The organism is Corynebacterium sp. HMSC055A01 (assembly GCF_001809405.1).
Classification (GTDB): Bacteria; Actinomycetota; Actinomycetes; order Mycobacteriales; family Mycobacteriaceae; genus Corynebacterium; species Corynebacterium hesseae.
Map to the genome: position 1 here is coordinate 18,453 of NZ_KV797521.1, position 15,433 is coordinate 33,885.

13 protein-coding genes are annotated in these 15,433 nt (G+C 61.6%); 5 read left to right on the plus strand and 8 right to left on the minus strand.

Annotation, left to right across the window (positions count from 1 at the left end; genetic code table 11):
• Nucleotides 1–13 precede the first annotated feature (13 nt).
• Both HMPREF2604_RS00560 and HMPREF2604_RS00565 read right to left on the minus strand, forming a co-directional pair.
• Nucleotides 14–943 carry a MaoC/PaaZ C-terminal domain-containing protein gene (locus HMPREF2604_RS00560; RefSeq protein ID WP_070522915.1) on the minus strand — a complete coding sequence of 310 codons (930 nt, stop codon included), beginning with the start codon at nt 941–943 and terminating at the stop codon, nt 14–16.
• The gene (locus HMPREF2604_RS00565) at nt 944–2,284 is read right to left on the minus strand and encodes a 3-oxoacyl-ACP reductase (RefSeq protein ID WP_070522912.1); all 1,341 of its coding nucleotides are present in this window, start codon (nt 2,282–2,284) and stop codon (nt 944–946) included.
• A 187-nt stretch (nt 2,285–2,471) separates the two neighbouring features.
• Between HMPREF2604_RS00565 and HMPREF2604_RS00570 the strand changes: the two genes are divergently transcribed.
• From HMPREF2604_RS00570 to HMPREF2604_RS00580, 3 genes are all read left to right on the plus strand, one after another.
• Nucleotides 2,472–3,770 carry an acetyl-CoA C-acetyltransferase gene (locus HMPREF2604_RS00570; protein ID WP_070562232.1) on the plus strand — a complete coding sequence of 433 codons (1,299 nt, stop codon included), beginning with the start codon at nt 2,472–2,474 and terminating at the stop codon, nt 3,768–3,770.
• Between the two features lie 28 nt (nt 3,771–3,798).
• Nucleotides 3,799–5,883 (plus strand): acyl-CoA dehydrogenase family protein, encoded by a 2,085-nt coding sequence (locus tag HMPREF2604_RS00575; protein ID WP_070562235.1) that lies wholly within the window; start codon nt 3,799–3,801, stop codon nt 5,881–5,883.
• A gap of 106 nt (nt 5,884–5,989) precedes the next feature.
• Nucleotides 5,990–6,622 carry a DUF6891 domain-containing protein gene (locus HMPREF2604_RS00580; RefSeq protein ID WP_070562238.1) on the plus strand — a complete coding sequence of 211 codons (633 nt, stop codon included), beginning with the start codon at nt 5,990–5,992 and terminating at the stop codon, nt 6,620–6,622.
• Between the two features lie 68 nt (nt 6,623–6,690).
• On the opposite strand, the gene HMPREF2604_RS00585 is transcribed toward HMPREF2604_RS00580, so the two are convergent.
• Entirely contained in the window at nt 6,691–7,707 is a 1,017-nt protein-coding gene (locus HMPREF2604_RS00585) for a TDT family transporter (RefSeq protein ID WP_070562242.1), read from the minus strand.
• Nucleotides 7,708–7,786: 79 nt separating this feature from the next.
• Here HMPREF2604_RS00585 and HMPREF2604_RS13410 point away from each other — a divergent pair, with 79 nt between their 5' ends.
• A complete protein-coding gene (locus HMPREF2604_RS13410; protein ID WP_083299134.1) occupies nt 7,787–8,782 on the plus strand; it encodes a LysR family transcriptional regulator in 996 nt (331 codons plus the stop codon).
• A gap of 331 nt (nt 8,783–9,113) precedes the next feature.
• Here HMPREF2604_RS13410 and HMPREF2604_RS00595 read toward each other — a convergent pair whose 3' ends face one another.
• Nucleotides 9,114–9,767, minus strand: a complete 654-nt coding sequence (locus tag HMPREF2604_RS00595; RefSeq protein ID WP_246818353.1) for a PAQR family membrane homeostasis protein TrhA — start codon at nt 9,765–9,767, stop codon at nt 9,114–9,116.
• A 290-nt stretch (nt 9,768–10,057) separates the two neighbouring features.
• Here HMPREF2604_RS00595 and HMPREF2604_RS00600 point away from each other — a divergent pair, with 290 nt between their 5' ends.
• Nucleotides 10,058–11,095: an alpha/beta hydrolase gene (locus HMPREF2604_RS00600; RefSeq protein ID WP_070522900.1), complete on the plus strand. Its 1,038-nt coding sequence runs from the start codon at nt 10,058–10,060 to the stop codon at nt 11,093–11,095.
• A 189-nt stretch (nt 11,096–11,284) separates the two neighbouring features.
• On the opposite strand, the gene HMPREF2604_RS00605 is transcribed toward HMPREF2604_RS00600, so the two are convergent.
• The 4 genes from HMPREF2604_RS00605 to purS all read right to left on the minus strand — a co-directional run bounded on the left by HMPREF2604_RS00605 (nt 11,285) and on the right by purS (nt 15,317).
• A complete protein-coding gene (locus HMPREF2604_RS00605) occupies nt 11,285–11,971 on the minus strand; it encodes a DUF3800 domain-containing protein (RefSeq protein WP_070562247.1) in 687 nt (228 codons plus the stop codon).
• Nucleotides 11,972–12,099: 128 nt separating this feature from the next.
• Nucleotides 12,100–14,397 (minus strand): phosphoribosylformylglycinamidine synthase subunit PurL, encoded by a 2,298-nt coding sequence (gene purL / locus HMPREF2604_RS00610; RefSeq protein ID WP_070562250.1) that lies wholly within the window; start codon nt 14,395–14,397, stop codon nt 12,100–12,102.
• A gap of 27 nt (nt 14,398–14,424) precedes the next feature.
• Nucleotides 14,425–15,087: a phosphoribosylformylglycinamidine synthase subunit PurQ gene (purQ, locus tag HMPREF2604_RS00615; RefSeq protein WP_070562254.1), complete on the minus strand. Its 663-nt coding sequence runs from the start codon at nt 15,085–15,087 to the stop codon at nt 14,425–14,427.
• Nucleotides 15,087–15,317 (minus strand): phosphoribosylformylglycinamidine synthase subunit PurS, encoded by a 231-nt coding sequence (gene purS, locus HMPREF2604_RS00620; RefSeq protein WP_070522888.1) that lies wholly within the window; start codon nt 15,315–15,317, stop codon nt 15,087–15,089. The genes purQ and purS overlap by 1 nt, the downstream gene beginning before the upstream one ends.
• Nucleotides 15,318–15,433 lie beyond the last annotated feature (116 nt).

Sequence of the window (15,433 nt, forward strand, 5' to 3'; positions counted from 1 at the left end):
CACTGGGCCGCGCCTACTGTAGAGGCTCAACCCGGCACGCCACGTGGAGGGAGCTTGGGTCCTTGGCCTTGCGCAAGGTGACGGTGCGGGCTTCACCACCGCTGTCCGTGGTGCCGCCGGGCGCTACGTAAACTCCCGTGGTCGCCGGAAGGATGACGGGCTTGTAGAAGTCCGCGCTGATGCGCACAGCACCGGGGAGGGTGCCGTCGAGCACCGACAGCATGCGAGCGTGCGTGTACATGCCGTGCGCGATGGGCGCGGGGAATCCGAAGAGTTTGGCACCCACCGCAGACACGTGAATGGGGTTCTTATCCCCCGATGCCGCGGCATAGACGCGGGTACTTTCGGGGCTAAAGCGCAGCGTTGCCGCAGGCGTTCCCGCCTCATCGCCGGGGAAGTCGAGGAAGCGCTCAGCCTCCGGACGTGTTCTCACTTGTCGCGGGGTGTCCTTGGTGAACTTCGCCCCCTGGCCTAGGAAGACTGATGTCTGGCGCCAGATCTCCTCGCCGCCAACACTGTACGTGGTCACCATATCGATGACCAACCCTTTGCGGTGCGGGCGCAGGTTTTCCGCGTGCACGGCGATGTCACAGCGCTCGTCGACGCGCAGCGGGCGTTTCTGCTCGATGCGGTTGGACAGATGCACCACGCCCACGGCTGGGAACGGAAAGTCCGGTGCTGCCATGACCTTGATGGCAAGCGGGAAGGCCAGCGCGTAGAGATAGGTAGCGGGCAGCTCGTTACTCAGACGCAGGCCCGTGGCCTGGCAGTAGCGAGCCAGGTGCTCGGTGTCGACGCCTACGCTGTCGACGCGGTACGCGGTCTGCGGGTCCTCAACCTTGCGCTTGCCCGCCCCCAGCCCGGGGATGGGGACCGCACCCAGCATGAGGCTGCGGTACAGGGCGGGAAGGTCCGGAATCTCGTTGAGTGTGGTGACGTTCATTTAGGCTCCCATGAGGTTCTGACCGCAGACGCGGACGGTGTTGCCGCTCACCGCCGCGGAGGCCGGCGAGGCGAAGAAGGCGACGGTCTCCGCGACGTCGACAGGCAAACCGCCCTGTTGCAGTGAGTTCAGGCGGCGGCCGATCTCGCGCGGCCCGGTCGGCATCGCCGCGGTCATGGCGGTTTCAATAAAGCCCGGCGCCACGGCGTTGATGGTGGAGCCGTTCTCCGCCAACACTGAGCGCAAGGAATCAACGAGGCCAATGATGCCGGCCTTGGTTGTGGCGTAGTTGGTTTGGCCGCGGTTGCCGGAAATGCCAGCCATGGAGGACACACCAATCACAGCGGCACCCGGGGCGAGGGAACCGGATTCCAAGAGGCTTTCGGTAATGCGAACCGGCGCCAAGAGGTTAACGGCAAGAACAGAGTCCCACTGGCCTTCATTCATGTTGGCCAGCAGCTTGTCACGGGTAATTCCGGCGTTGTGGACGATGACGTCAATGGCTCGGCCGTGGCGCTCCTGCGCGTGCTGGGCAATCTTGTCTGCGGCTTGGGGGTCGGTGACGTCGAGAGGCAGCGCGGTGCCCTTGACCTTGTTCGCGGTCTTGGCCAAGTGCTCGCTGGCCTGCGGGACGTCGATGCAGATGACGCTCGCACCATCGCGCGCCAGCACCTCAGCAATGGTGGCGCCGATGCCACGGGCAGCACCGGTCACCACCGCCAGCCGCCCGTCGAGCGGCTGCTCCCAGTTCTGCGCTTCGCCATTGGCCGCCGGAGAATCGTGTCCCTGGGCACTGACGCGCACAACCTGCCCGTCCACGAAGGCCGACTTCCCAGACAGGAAGAAGCGGAGCGTGGACTCCACCTCTGCGGTGGCAGCGGGGTCTGCCCAGACCAAGTTCACGGTGCCGCCCTTGCGCATTTCCTTGGCCAGGGAACGGGTGAACCCTTCGAGTGCGCGGGCGGCAATGCGGGCGTCGATAGTGTCCGCAGCTTCCGGGGTGGTACCGATGACCACCAAGCGCGCGCACGGCAGAAGGTTGCGCATCTGCGGGTTGAAGAAGTCATAGAGCTCACGCAGCTGCTCTGGGGTCTCCAGGCCGGTGGCGTCGAAGACGAGGGCGGCCCGCTTCGCCTCCGCGGAAGCATTGATGACCTGGTAGTCCACGGCTAGCTGAGAACTCAGAAACTCAGCGATGCGCCCCTGGCCGCCAATGACGATGGGGCCATCGAGCGCTGGTTCCCCAGCCTTGTGGCGGCGCAGGGGATGACCTTGGGGTACTCCTGCTTTGGCGGCGAGCGGTGAGTTGATGAGCTTCTCAGCAATTGTGACGTTCGGCATAGGCTGGCATGTTCCTTTCTCGATTCTTCACAACCTTGCGAGCTTTGTTGAGCTGGTTGCAAGGTTAGTTAATTGAGTGATAGAACTAACAATATCACTTTAGTTGTGACGCGAAACGAACAGCCGGGTTGCTACCCCCCTCCCGCTGGGATGATTCGCACGAGACCACTCGCGAAGGAGCTTTTTAATGACCAACCCCCCGCACCGCGTAGCCATCCTGGGTGGCAACCGCATCCCATTTGCTCGTTCCAATAAGCAGTACGCCCACGCGTCCAACCAAGACATGCTCACCAGTGCGCTGGATGGACTCGTCGCACGCTACGGGCTTCACGACGAACGTCTCGGCCTCGTCGCCGCCGGCGCTGTGCTCAAGCACTCCCGCGATTTCAACCTCACCCGCGAGGTCGTTCTAGGCTCCGCCCTCGACTCCACGACCCCCGCCATCGATGTACAACAGGCCTGCTGCACTTCTCTTGCGGCAGCTATCCACGTCGGTGATGCCATTGCCCAAGGCCGAATCTCCACCGGCATCGCGGGCGGAACGGACACCACCTCGGATGCCCCGCTGGCCGTCAATGACACGCTGCGCCGTACGCTGCTCAACCTCACCCGCGCCAAGACCGCTGCGCAGCGCGCCCAGCTCATCGGCTCTATCCGTCCCTCGCAGCTGGCCCCGGAACAGCCGCAGAACGGTGAGCCGCGCACCGGACTCTCCATGGGTGATCACGCCGCCATCACCGCCCGCGAATTGAACATCAGCCGCGAGGCCCAGGATGAGTTGGCGCTCGCCTCCCACCAGAACCTCCACAAGGCTTGGGAGGAGGGCTTCTTCGATGACCTCACCACGGGCTTCCTCGGCGTCAACCGCGATACCAATCTGCGCCCGGATTCCTCCCTGGAGTCCTTGGCCAAACTCAAGCCGGTCTTTGGCAAGCGCGATGCCGAGCAACACGGCACGCAGGCCACGATGACCGCAGGCAATTCCACGCCGCTGACCGACGGCGCCTCCGTCGCCCTGCTGAGCTCCGAGGAATGGGCGGCCGAGCACAACATCGAGCCCCGTGCCTTCCTCGTGGACTCGGAGACCGCGGCCGTCGACTTTGTCCACGGTCCCGACGGCCTGCTCATGGCCCCCACCTACGCGGTCCCGCGCCTGCTCGAGCGCAACAACTTAAGCCTGCAGGATTTCGATTTCTACGAGATCCACGAGGCCTTCGCCTCCCAGGTCTTGGCCACCTTGTCCGCATGGGAGGACGAGACCTACTGCCGCGAGCGCCTCGGATTGCAGTCCGCATTAGGCCCCATCGACCGCGCCAAGCTCAACGTCAAGGGCTCCTCCCTGGCCGCCGGCCACCCCTTCGCCGCCACCGGCACCCGAATCCTCGCCACCACCGCCAAGATTCTCGAAGAAAACGGCGGCGGGCGCGCCCTCATTTCTATCTGCGCTGCCGGCGGTCAGGGCGTCGCGGCCATCGTCGAGCGTTAAGAAAAGCACCACAGAAAGGACCCTCACCATGGCACTCACCAAGTCCTCCACGGACAAAAAGTCCATCTCCCCGGAGCTCAACAACCAGGCCTCCACCGACGCCCCCAAGGCCGAGGCCCGCAGCCCACACCGCCTGCCCACCACCCCGAAGCCTGCTGTTGCCACCGAACTTGCCGCGCTTCTCGACGGCCCACACGCCGCCTTCCGCCAGGAGCTGCGCACCTTCCTCAACGATCCTTCGCTCTTCCCAAACCCGGATCTACCTATGGCGGAGCAGCGCCAACACACCTTTGAGAACCTCTCCAAGGTTCGTGACTTCGGCGGATTCAACCACGGCCTGCGCCGCGCGCACGGCGGTGCCGGCAAGCCAAATCTCTCCACCTTCACCCTCGAAGGCTTGGCGTGGGTCGACGGTTCGCTGGCGATTAAGTCCGGTGTGCAATGGGGCCTGTGGGGTGGAGCGCTGGATCAGCTAGGCACCGAGCGCCACCTCGAGTGGGTTGAGAAGGCCGCCAGCCTGGAGTTGCCGGGCTGTTTCGCCATGACTGAGCGCGGCCATGGTTCCGATGTGCAATCCCTCGAGACCACCGCCACCTTCGACCCGGAGACCGATGAGTTCATCATCAACACCCCTTCCGATTCCGCGGTGAAGAACTACATCGGCAACGCCGCCAAGGACGGCCGCGCGGCCGTCGTCTTCACCCAGCTCATCACCCCGGACAGCGATGGCCGCTCCCACGGCGTCCACGCCATCATCGTCCCCATCCGCGATGAAGAAGGCAACGAGCTGCCAGGCGTTACCTTGGGTGATCATGGCCACAAGGGTGGTTTGGTGGGCGTCGACAATGGCACCCTGCGCTTCGACAACGTCCGCGTGCCGCGCGAGAACCTACTCAACCGCTTCGCCGATGTGGATGAGAACGGCAAGTACTCCTCCCCCATCGAGTCGAAGAATGCTCGCTTCTTCACCATGCTGGGCACGCTTATCCGCGGCCGCATCGGCGTATCCGGCGCAGCGGGCGCGGCCACCGAGGCTTCCCTGGACATCGCCATCCGCTACGCCAACCGCCGCCGCCAGTTCGAGGGCGCGACCGGCGCCGAGAAGCGCCTCATCGAACACCGCCAGCACCGCCGCCGTCTGCTCATTCCGCTGGCCCGCACCTACGCGCTGCACCTGCTCTACAACCAGATTCTGGAGCGCTACCAGGAGCAAAACGATCAGCACGAGGCTGGAACATGGTCTGTGACGGAGCCGACCGAGGAGCAGAAGTTTGCCTCCCGCGAGATGGAGTCCCTGGCAGCAGCCATCAAATCCGCGCAGACCCAGCACGCCACCCGCACCATCCAAGAGTGCCGCGAGGCCTGCGGCGGTGCCGGCTACATGTCCGAGAACCGCCTGACTACCTACCGTGCCGATTCCGATGTCTTCGCCACCTTCGAGGGCGATAACACTGTGCTCATTCAGATGGTGGGCAAGAACCTTCTCACCGCCTATGGTCGTGCGATGAATGACATGAGCCCGTGGGACACCGTGAAGTACGCAGCCACCACCGCCACCGAAGTGGTTCGCCGCCGCTACGGGTTCACCACCCGTCTGCAGGGGCTGGTGGACCGCGTGAATCCTTCAGAAGCCTCGCTTTTCGACGCCACCTACCAGGCCAAGCTGATCGACGACCGCGCCCAGTCCATCCTCTTCTCCCTCGTGCGCCGCATCCAGCCGGCCCGCAAGGCCGATAAGGTGCAGGCCGCTGCCATCGTGGACCAGTGCCAGGATCACCTCATCGCCGCCGGCTGGGCCCGCGTGGATACCTTGTTGGTCCAGGCCATGATTGAGGCAGAAGAGCGCCTTGAGGAAGGTTCGCTGGCACGCCAGGTCTTCGAGCAGCTGCGCCACCTCTTCGTCTTCGACACCTTGGTTCAGCACGCGGGCTGGTACCAGGAGCATAACCTGATTCCGGCCGGCCGCATGAAGGCCGCCCGCGCTGCTATCAACGACCTCGTCGATTCGCTCGCACCATGGTCCGTCGTACTCGTGGATGCCTTCGGCGTTCCGCCTGAGGTGCACAACATCCCGATGCTCACCGAGGCCGGTGTGGATCCGCTCCACGTGTAGTCACGCCACGCATCTCGAGGGCACTTCCGCCATCTGGCGGGGTGCCCTCCCTGCTTTCGCCCAGTTTTCGGCCACTGTCAGTATCACGCATCTACCATCCACAGACATGACCACTTCACACTCCATGTTCTCTAGTTCCTTCCCACCTTCCGATGATCTCTTAGTTTCCGGCACTCTGCGCAACGACATCTCGCTACATTTGTGTCACGGCCATTCACGCCAGGACATTCACAACGATTTCTTCGAGCTTCTCGATTCCCCAGCCGAGTGGAAGATGGTGTGCAAGGACCCGTTCCCGGAGGACTTCGACGCCATCATCGACGAGGTAGCCGCTGAGTATGCACAGAAAGTTACAGAAAAGTCTGCTGACGCACAGCGCCTCGAGAACCTCCGGAATGAACTCCAGCAACGCAACCTAGCTTTCAGCTTCGGCGAAGGCTGGGATGCTTCCGAAGGCGCCGAGTACGGCGCCGATAAGGCGGAAGAAGACGATGCCGCAGGCTACGTCTATTGCCACATGCAGGACGTCGACAGGATGATTCACACTGGCGAGCTCTTGTTCGGGTTCGGCACTATGAAAACCGACGACGCACTCGGCACAGCTGCAGCTGTAGGTGAGCAACTCGTTGATGCGCTGCGCGCTGTTGGCTTCAACCCCACGTGGGACGGTAACCCTGACGCACGCGTGCTGTGCGAGGGTCTCGTCGTCGAATACCCCCTCGCGGATGATCTCCGCTAACCAGCCACAACCATCCATGTACTCGCAGGGCTGACGTCTTCCAGTGGGCCACCTCAGTGTTTATTGCCTTAACTGCATGAACTGCGAGCCCTCCCCCAAGTTATTGCGACAGCACCGAAAGTCGCCCAAGCGATGTGCACAAGAAGAAGAATAAGCAGGGCGGCGCTGACAGTATCTAACCATTCCACGTTCCACGACAGCCTAGTGCCCTGCGTAGACAAGGCATGAGCACCGAGGCAACATGTGCCTACAGGAAAAGTACTGGCCCACCACGAGGGGTTGTAGGACATTGGAGTGCTACCCAGGACTGCTCCCCAGTGTTTGGTGACGGCATAGACAGCTAACGGGACACCGAGGCTGAGCATCGCGGCGCCGTAGACCGCAGCTCGAAGATGCCATTGATCTCCGTCGAGCAATTTGTCACCAGCGAGTAGCTGCGCGCCTGCGGTGGACTGGCCAACCAGGCCGAGTGGGATCCAAGCAGTGGCGGCGAAGCTGGTGGGAAGCTTGGGAAAAGTGCGCAGGTAGACGAAGACAAACGTGGGTACCGCGGTAGTCCAGGCTAGTACAAAGCAGGCCACACCGATACCGTGGACTACCGAAGCCCACTCGCCAGCATGTGGTGTCAATTGCGCTGAGGACGTGGCGGCCACCATGGGTGCTACGAGGGGCAATCCCCAGGTGAATGCCGGCCCAGAGGGGCGTGTGACGATAAGGAAATGGAGAAATCGAAGGCAGGTAACGACGCCAAGGACTGTTCCTACTCCCCAGCACAGCGCATGGATTGTCCAAGCAGTGAAAACACCGGAGTATGCGCTCCCCAAGGCGAGGATGCCCATTGAAGCCATACCCCACGATGGCATTACAGTGGAGTGAAATCCAGGAACGCGGTTTCTCAAGAAGCCGATCAGGAGCGCTAGGGCTAGAGAGGTTGCAATCCCAAGCATGAATGCGGCGGGCAGCCTACCCACAACTGGCGTCAGATGAATGTTGATAAGGGTCGATGAGATCGATAGACCCATGAGTGAGCCAGCCCAGGCAGGGCCTAGAGGTGGGAGATCTATCTCATCTTGAATTTTTAACATGGGTTTCAGGCTAGGTACTGCCGCGACGAAGCGGGAGAGCGCACAAACCGAACGGGGTTACAATAAATGAATGTACCCCATGCGAAATAACGATAATGATGAATTTTTTCCAGTTCGACGCGGCTACGTTCCCGACGCTCTTACAGTTGATGCGGTGCTTGCCGTTGTTCGGTATGGGGGTATGAATAAGGCCGCTCATCACTTGGGAGTCTCCCAACAAGTGGTAAGTACGCGTATTTCGAAACTTGAAATGCGATTAGGTCAACGCATTTTTTGGCGCGGAGCGGCGGGTAGCTTCACCACAGAGTCGGGGAGCCGGATCGTTCGTGTGCTCGAAGGTCTGCAAGGTGCTTTGGATGAATGCGCGCGGGGTCTCGAAATCGCCGTAGGGGGAAGTCCCACCGAGGAAGTCAAACTGGTGGTTTCTCATACGATCGCCGAAGTGGACTATCCTCGCTGGGCCGCGGCCTATCAGCGTGCTCACCCACATAGCCATCTGCATATGCGTCAGCTCAACAGCCGAGAAGCGCAGACTCACGTGGTTCAAGGCCATGCCGAACTAGCCATTGTTGAAGGCAACTGGGTAGCGCACGAGCTGCATCAGCGTGTAGTCGGGCACGATGAGTTGGTGGTGGTTGTCCCCGCAGCGCATCGCTGGGCTGAAACGAATAATCCCCGTCAACCAAGCGGTACTGAAGTTCCCACATCGGCTCCTGAAATAGCGGCGGTGACTAAAGAGGAGTTGCAATCTACGCCTCTGGTTTTGCGTGAGCATGGAAGTGGTACGCGCGAAGTTGTAGCCGATGTTCTGGGGACGCTCGCCTCGCCTGCGGGAGAGTTTGGTTCTCTGGGTGCGCAACGTACTGCCATAGGTGCTTTAGAAGCTCCTGGAATAATTGCGCGACGTGCGGTGGCGTCCCAGCTGGAGACGGGTGAGTATGTCGAAGTACCGGTGGCTGGTATTAGTTTTGACCGTCCGCTACGAGTCGTGTGGAGCTCGCAGAACCGACTTTCCGATCCTGCTCATCAGTTCCTGCGCTTTCTCGTGGACTACGCGGATGCGGGGAGGGCATAGCCCAGAGAACCTGCAGTCAGGCCTGGGTAGGCTCAGAGCTCGCTGAGGAGGAAGGCCGCAGCGGTTATGCCTACTGCCACCGGCAGGACATCAGCCGGGCTATCTACAACGGCGAACTGTACTTTGGTTTTCCGCCATGGAAAAAGCGAAGAGGCAACAATAAAGGTCGGCGCGCAGCTTGTCGACGCCCTGCGCGCCCTTGACTTTGCCCCCCCCCGAATGGAACGGCTCGACGAAAGCGCGCGTTCTATGCCACGACGTCACCCTCGAATTCCCCCTAGCGGACGACCTCACCGACTAAGCGGCTCCAGATGGTCAACCCCTTATTCGGCTATCCCGCAACAACCATCCAGATGGCTACCATGTGCACCACTGCCGCGGCAATCGTCGCGGTGTGGAAGTGTTCGTGGTAGCCATACCAGCGTGCGTTGCGCCCTGGCCATTTGAAGCCGTACATCAACGCACCCACTGAATAGACCACGCCGCCGGCAAAGAGAAGCCACACCACGGCTGGGCTCGCGGAGTGCCATAGGTTCGGCAACAATGGCAGAATGAGCCATCCCAGCACGAGGTAGACCACCACGTCCAGCCAGCGCGGGTGATTAATCCACACCAAGTTCAAGACAACCCCCATGATGGCGCCCACCCAAGCAGCAGTCAGCATCCACAGCGCCTGGGTCGGCTCTAGAACGATGGCACACAGCGGCGTGTACGTCGCGGCAATAAAGACGGAAATGGTGGCATGGTCCGCCCGGCGCCACCACTGCACCGCCCGCATGGTCACCCACGGCCAGCGGTGGTACAACGCCGAGACCGTAAAGAGACCCACCACGCCGACGCCGTAGACCGTCACCGCGAGCCCCTGCCACCACGGCAGTGTCATCCACGCAAAGGTAATCAAAACCGTCGATGCAATCAGGGAGGCGATGGCCGCAAAGAAGTGGCCCCAGCCGCGCGTCAGTGGGCGCGGGCCGCGGTCCGCCATCCAGTACGTGCGCTGGATGAGCTGCTCTATCGTGCTGCTTTCCTGCACAGAGCCTTCTTCAACTGGAAATTCTTGCGGGGACGATTTCTGAGCACTGGGTGCGTTCATAGTGGGGGCCTTGCCTTGCCTGAGATGCGGGTCATGCGTATAACGCATTCACTCCCAAAACTTACGTACCCGTAACTATACGGACGAGCATTGTGGCAGACAAGGGTGGAGCAACAGTTTTCACCAGTTTTTCTTCCAATATTTGCAGTTCGAGGGCGCTGGCCACGTAAACTACCCACATTATGCTTTCCTTTGTCTCACGCTCTCGCCGCACCGCGGCGCTGTTCGCAGCTGCCATGGTGGCGCTGGGGGCGGCGTCGGCAGGCGTCGGCTCCGCTTCCGCACAGTCCAGCACCATCGGCGAGGTTTCCTCGCGCGTGACCAACCCGCAGCCCTGGCTCGGTGACAAGGCCTTCATTACCTCAAAGCGCCACATGGGTGGCAACCACTGGGTGGTAGACGTGTGGTCCCCTGCCAACCGTGCGGTGATTTCTAATAACGTCCTGCTCCCCGAGGGCGATAAGCCGCGCCCCTCCTTCTACCTGCTGCCCGGAGTGGAAGGCGGCCAGGCCGGCATGAACTGGATGACCCACTCTGATATCCGCAATTGGGCCGTGGGCAAGAACGTCAACGTCGTTATGCCGCTCGGCGGCGCCTATTCCCTCTACACCGATTGGAATGCCGAGGACCCCATCCTGGGTGTCAACAAGTGGAACACATACATGACCGCTGAGTTGCCCCCGCTGATCGACGCCGAATTCCACGGCACCGGCCGCGATGCCATCGGCGGCATTTCTTCCACGGGCGGCGCCGCACTCGACATCGCCGGCCACGCCCCACAGCGCTACAAAGCAGCAGCCTCCTACTCCGGCTGCCCGGTGCGCTCCGGTGCGATTGGCTTCCCCACCTCCACCGCGATGATCGCCTATGGCGGCGGATCCTCCTTCAATGCGTGGGGCCTGCCGGGCTCCCCGCAGTGGTTCGAGCACGACCCCAACGCCAACCCTGGGCGCCTGCGCGACGTCGAGGTCTTCGTGGGCTCGGCCTCCGGCACCCCGGGTCCCATCGATGGGACCAATAACCCCGGCCAATGGCTCGGACCCCGCGCGGTAGAGACGGTTGCTAACCAGTGCTCAGAGGAATTCACCCGCAACGCCCGCAATGCCGGGGTGCGAGTGAACCGTTACTTCAGCCCCCAGGGCTCGCACACCTTCAACCTCTTCTCCCACCAGATGAAGCTGAGCTGGGACCAGACCATCGCCCGCACCATCGGCGCTTAATTGGTTGGTTCCTAGGAGGTTGCCGCCTCACGGCGGGCGGGGCCGGCCCCTCGCTCCTGCCTTCGGCATTTCCTAATAGCTCCCTTGCCTCCCCACACGATGAAGGTCTAAACTCAAGGCGAAAGGTTCCGCCCCACTGAAAGAGCCCCTGAAGGCTTTCCGGCTTACGCCGGTAGGTGGGGCGGTCGCTTATTTTCGGACCGGGCCACTCCAGTAATAGGTCTTTCCCGCCGAAAACATATTGAATTGATCCCAATTGTGCCGCTGCGAAAGTGCTTGAACGTACTGTCCCTTGCCTCGTTCCATTTTCTGAAACCAGGACCAAGAAAAGTAGTCAGCAATCTGACCGTTCAAATCCTGTTTTACTGGATGAAAGAGCACACGGAACTTTAGCTGTAGACCTTTCAACAGAGGCTTTATCCTCTTTTCAAATGCCGATCTTTCTTTGCCTGTAAGAACCGAGTCGAAAATCAAGATTACTTGGCTTACCTCTGAGTCTCCCCACACCGCATTAATCCACTTCCCCATTGCACCAGCAAAGAGCCCTAAAAGCTGCGGTGGAGACTGGTAAGTCGGATGCGTCATTCGCTTATCCACCCAGATCGTGTGGACACGGCACCGATCAAGCTCATTAATTCGGTCTATTACCCGCTTTCGCGTTCCCTTCGAATTCTCTGTTGCATGAAACTCAAGGTCTTTACTCCCCGCTGCCATAAGTTCATACTTCAGCGCTTGCAGTCCTATCGCAGTGCCTGCTGGATTGAAAGTGCAAAATGCTGTGATTAGGAAGTGCGTGGAGGCTTTTGCACCAAACTGCATATCCCCCGACTCATCGAGAAAAACATACAAAGCTCTTTTTCTCTTCACGTCTTCCATCTCTGTTCCCCGGCCCCCGTACGCAGCTATTACTAATAGTCTACAACGCTGACTGGAGCAATTAGACAGTGCGGGCAGGGCCTCGCCTTGGCGAGAACCCCGCCCGGTTGCAGTTCTGTGCGTGAGGTCTACTCCACGACGGAGTTGGCACCCACCGCGTGGCCAAAGAGGTCCGGCAGGGTTGCTGCCCAGGCCTCACGAAGCTCGGAGACAGCAATGGACTCGCCGCCGAGCTCAAACTCGCCGTTATCGGTGGTCTGGCCGATGATGACGGCCGGCACACCGCACTCCTCAGCGCGGTGCAGCAGCATGTCGACGCGGTCAGCGGTCGTTGCCACGAGCACGCGGGAGGCGGACTCGGAGAAGGCGGCCACGAAGGCGGACTCGTGGACCTTGGACAGATCCAGGTTCAGGCCCACGCCGCTGCGCTTGGCCATCTCGAACGCGGTGACGGCGAGGCCGCCTTCGGAGATATCGTGAGCGGCGGTCAGGCCTTCGTTGCCCACGAAGAAGTCAGCGAGGCGCTGCTCGTTGGCCAGGTCGACCTGCGGCGGCAAACCGTTGAGCCCGTTCTTCGCCTCATGGCCCTGCTCATGAGCGCTCACCTGTTGCCAGATGGAACCGCCGAACTCATCCTTGGTCTCACCCAGCAGAACGAGCACCTCTGGTTCCTCCACGAGGCCGAGCTCGTTGCCAATGGACGAGTGGACGTCCTCGATGACACCCAGGACGCCCACGACGGGCGTCGGCAAGATCGGCTCCTCACCGGTCTGGTTGTAGAAGGAGACGTTGCCACCGGAGACGGGGATGCCGAGTTCCACGGCGCCGTCGGCAAGCCCGTGCACGGACTCGCGGAACTGCCACATGACGTCCGGGTTTTCCGGGGAGCCGTAGTTGAGGCAGTTGGTGATGGCGACCGGGCGGGCGCCGGTGACGGCCACGTTGCGGTAGGCCTCCGCCAGAGCCAGGCGTGCGCCCATGTTCGGGTCCAGCTTGGTGTAGCGGCCAGACGCGTCAGCCGACACCGCGATACCGCGGCCGGTCTCCTCATCAATGCGCAGAACACCAGCGTTCGCGTGGTGGGACTGCACGGTGTTACCGCGCACGTAGCGGTCATACTGCTCAGTGATGAAATCACGTGAACACAACGCCGGGGAGGCCACGAGCTTCTTGAGCGCCACAGTGATGTCCTGCTTCTCGACGCCCTCGAATTCCTGCAGCGCATCCTGCCACTCCGGGCGTGCGTACGGGCGGTCGTACACCGGGCCCTCGTTGGCGATGGTGTGTGCCGGGGCATCGACGACGACCTCGCCCTGGTGGCGAATGATGAGGTGCTTGCCGGTGGTGACCTCACCGATCTCGGCGCAGGTGACGTCCCAGTGCGCGCAGATCTCCTTGAACTTCTCCACGTTCTCCGGGGTCACCACAGCGCACATGCGCTCCTGGGATTCGGATGCGAGGATCTCTGCGGCGGTCATGTTCTTCGCACGCAGCGGGACGTTGTCCAGGTTGATCTCCATGCCGCCGTCGCCGGACGCAGCCAGCTCGGAGGTGGCGCAGGCCAAGCCCGCACCGCCCAAATCCTGGATGCCCACCACGATGCCGGACTTGTACAGCTCCAGGCAGCACTCGATGAGAACCTTCTCCGCGAACGGGTCACCCACTTGGACAGCCGGCAGCTTGCGCTCCGCGCCATCCTCGAAGGTGTCAGACGCCAGCACAGACACGCCGCCGATGCCGTCGAGGCCGGTGCGCGAGCCGAAGAGCATCACCTTGTTTCCGGTACCAGAAGCGAAGGCCAGCTTGAGGTCCTCGACCTTCAGCGTGCCCACGCATAACGCGTTGACCAACGGGTTACCAGCATAAGATTCATCAAAAACGGTTTCGCCACCAATGTTGGGCAAGCCCAAGCAATTGCCGTAGTGCGAAATGCCGTCGACAACACCCGGCAGAACGCGCTTGGTGTCGGGCGCATCCGCCGGGCCGAAGCGCAGCTGATCCATCACGGCAATCGGGCGCGCGCCCATGGCCATGATGTCGCGGACGATGCCGCCCACGCCCGTCGCGGCGCCCTGGTGCGGCTCCACGTAGGAGGGGTGGTTGTGACTTTCCACGCGGAAGGTCACGGCGTTGCCGTCTCCGATGTCCACCACGCCGGCGTTCTCACCGATGCCGGCGAGGATCTTGGAGCCCATCTCTTCCGTCATGGTCTCGCCAAAGTAGCGCAGGTGCGCCTTGGAGGACTTATAAGAACAGTGCTCCGACCACATCACCGAGTACATGGTCAGCTCGGCATCGGTCGGGCGGCGACCCAGGATCTCGCGGATGTGCGCGTATTCGTCATCCTTCAGGCCCAATTCGCGGTAGGGCTGGTCCAGTTCAGGCTGCGCGGATGCCTGCTCGACGGTGTCGTTGTGTACGGTCATTGTTTCTCCTTTAACCGTCGGCGCGGGTTAAGCGACGACCTTGAGGGCGGACACAAACAAACCCAGACCGTCGGTGGACGGGCCGGTGAGAAGATCGATGGCATGCTCCGGGTGCGGCATCAACCCCACCACGTTGCCGGCCTCGTTGGTGATGCCGGCAATGCCATTGATGGAGCCGTTGAAGTTATCGGTATAGCGGAAAACCACGCGGCCCTCGCCCTCCAAGCGCTCCACGGTCTCCGCATCCGCCTGGAAACGGCCTTCGCCGTGCTTCGCCGGGATGAGGATCCGCTGGCCCTGCTCAAACTCGCTGGTCCAGGAGGTCTGTGCGTTCTCCACCTCGAGGTAAGTATCCACGCAGTGGAAATGCAGACCCTGGTTGCGGGTCAGGGCGCCGGGCAACAGGCCAGCTTCCGTCAGAATCTGGAAGCCATTGCAGATGCCGAGCACCGGCATGCCCTTATTCGCAGCCTCGACCACCGCGCGCATCACCGGGGCCAGCGCCGAAATCGCGCCGGAACGCAGGTAGTCACCGTAGGAAAAGCCACCGGGAACCACGACGGCATCGACGCCGCGCAGGTCCTCGTCCGCATGCCACAGGGACACGACTTCGGCGCCGGCGGTGCGGGCGGCGCGGGCCGCGTCGACGTCGTCAAGCGTGCCGGGGAAGGTAATAACGCCGATCTTCATTACTGGATGACCTCGTAGTCCTCGATCACGGTGTTGGCCAGCAGGGTGGAAGCAACCTTCTCCAGCTCCTCGGTGCTGACCGAATCATCGACTTCAATTTCAAAGCGCTTGCCCTGGCGCACGTCGCTGACACCAGCAACCCCCAGGCGGCCCAGCGCGCGAACAACGGCCTGACCTTGCGGGTCCAAAATCTCGGCCTTGGGCATGACATTGACAACTACACGAGCCATGAAAATTTTTGCCTTACTGTGCGTGAGTATAGGTGCCCCGCCAGTCTATCCCGCCGGCAAGAAAGATTCGGAATCTTTGGGGGTGATGAATTCAAACCAAACGGCTGAAGAATTCT

Excerpts from the sequence above, each read along its gene's own strand:
- HMPREF2604_RS00575 (WP_070562235.1), top strand. The coding sequence starts at position 3,799 with ATGGCACTCACCAAGTCCTCCACGGACAAAAAGTCCATCTCCCCGGAG.
- HMPREF2604_RS13410 (WP_083299134.1), top strand. The coding sequence starts at position 7,787 with ATGCGAAATAACGATAATGATGAATTTTTTCCAGTTCGACGCGGCTAC.
- HMPREF2604_RS00595 (WP_246818353.1), bottom strand. The coding sequence starts at position 9,767 with ATGGCGGACCGCGGCCCGCGCCCACTGACGCGCGGCTGGGGCCACTTC.
- HMPREF2604_RS00560 (WP_070522915.1), bottom strand. The coding sequence starts at position 943 with ATGAACGTCACCACACTCAACGAGATTCCGGACCTTCCCGCCCTGTAC.
- HMPREF2604_RS00570 (WP_070562232.1), top strand. The coding sequence starts at position 2,472 with ATGACCAACCCCCCGCACCGCGTAGCCATCCTGGGTGGCAACCGCATC.
- HMPREF2604_RS00605 (WP_070562247.1), bottom strand. The coding sequence starts at position 11,971 with ATGGAAGACGTGAAGAGAAAAAGAGCTTTGTATGTTTTTCTCGATGAG.
- HMPREF2604_RS00565 (WP_070522912.1), bottom strand. The coding sequence starts at position 2,284 with ATGCCGAACGTCACAATTGCTGAGAAGCTCATCAACTCACCGCTCGCC.
- HMPREF2604_RS00580 (WP_070562238.1), top strand. The coding sequence starts at position 5,990 with ATGACCACTTCACACTCCATGTTCTCTAGTTCCTTCCCACCTTCCGAT.
- purS (WP_070522888.1), bottom strand. The coding sequence starts at position 15,317 with ATGGCTCGTGTAGTTGTCAATGTCATGCCCAAGGCCGAGATTTTGGAC.
- purL (WP_070562250.1), bottom strand. The coding sequence starts at position 14,397 with ATGACCGTACACAACGACACCGTCGAGCAGGCATCCGCGCAGCCTGAA.
- HMPREF2604_RS00585 (WP_070562242.1), bottom strand. The coding sequence starts at position 7,707 with ATGTTAAAAATTCAAGATGAGATAGATCTCCCACCTCTAGGCCCTGCC.
- HMPREF2604_RS00600 (WP_070522900.1), top strand. The coding sequence starts at position 10,058 with ATGCTTTCCTTTGTCTCACGCTCTCGCCGCACCGCGGCGCTGTTCGCA.
- purQ (WP_070562254.1), bottom strand. The coding sequence starts at position 15,087 with ATGAAGATCGGCGTTATTACCTTCCCCGGCACGCTTGACGACGTCGAC.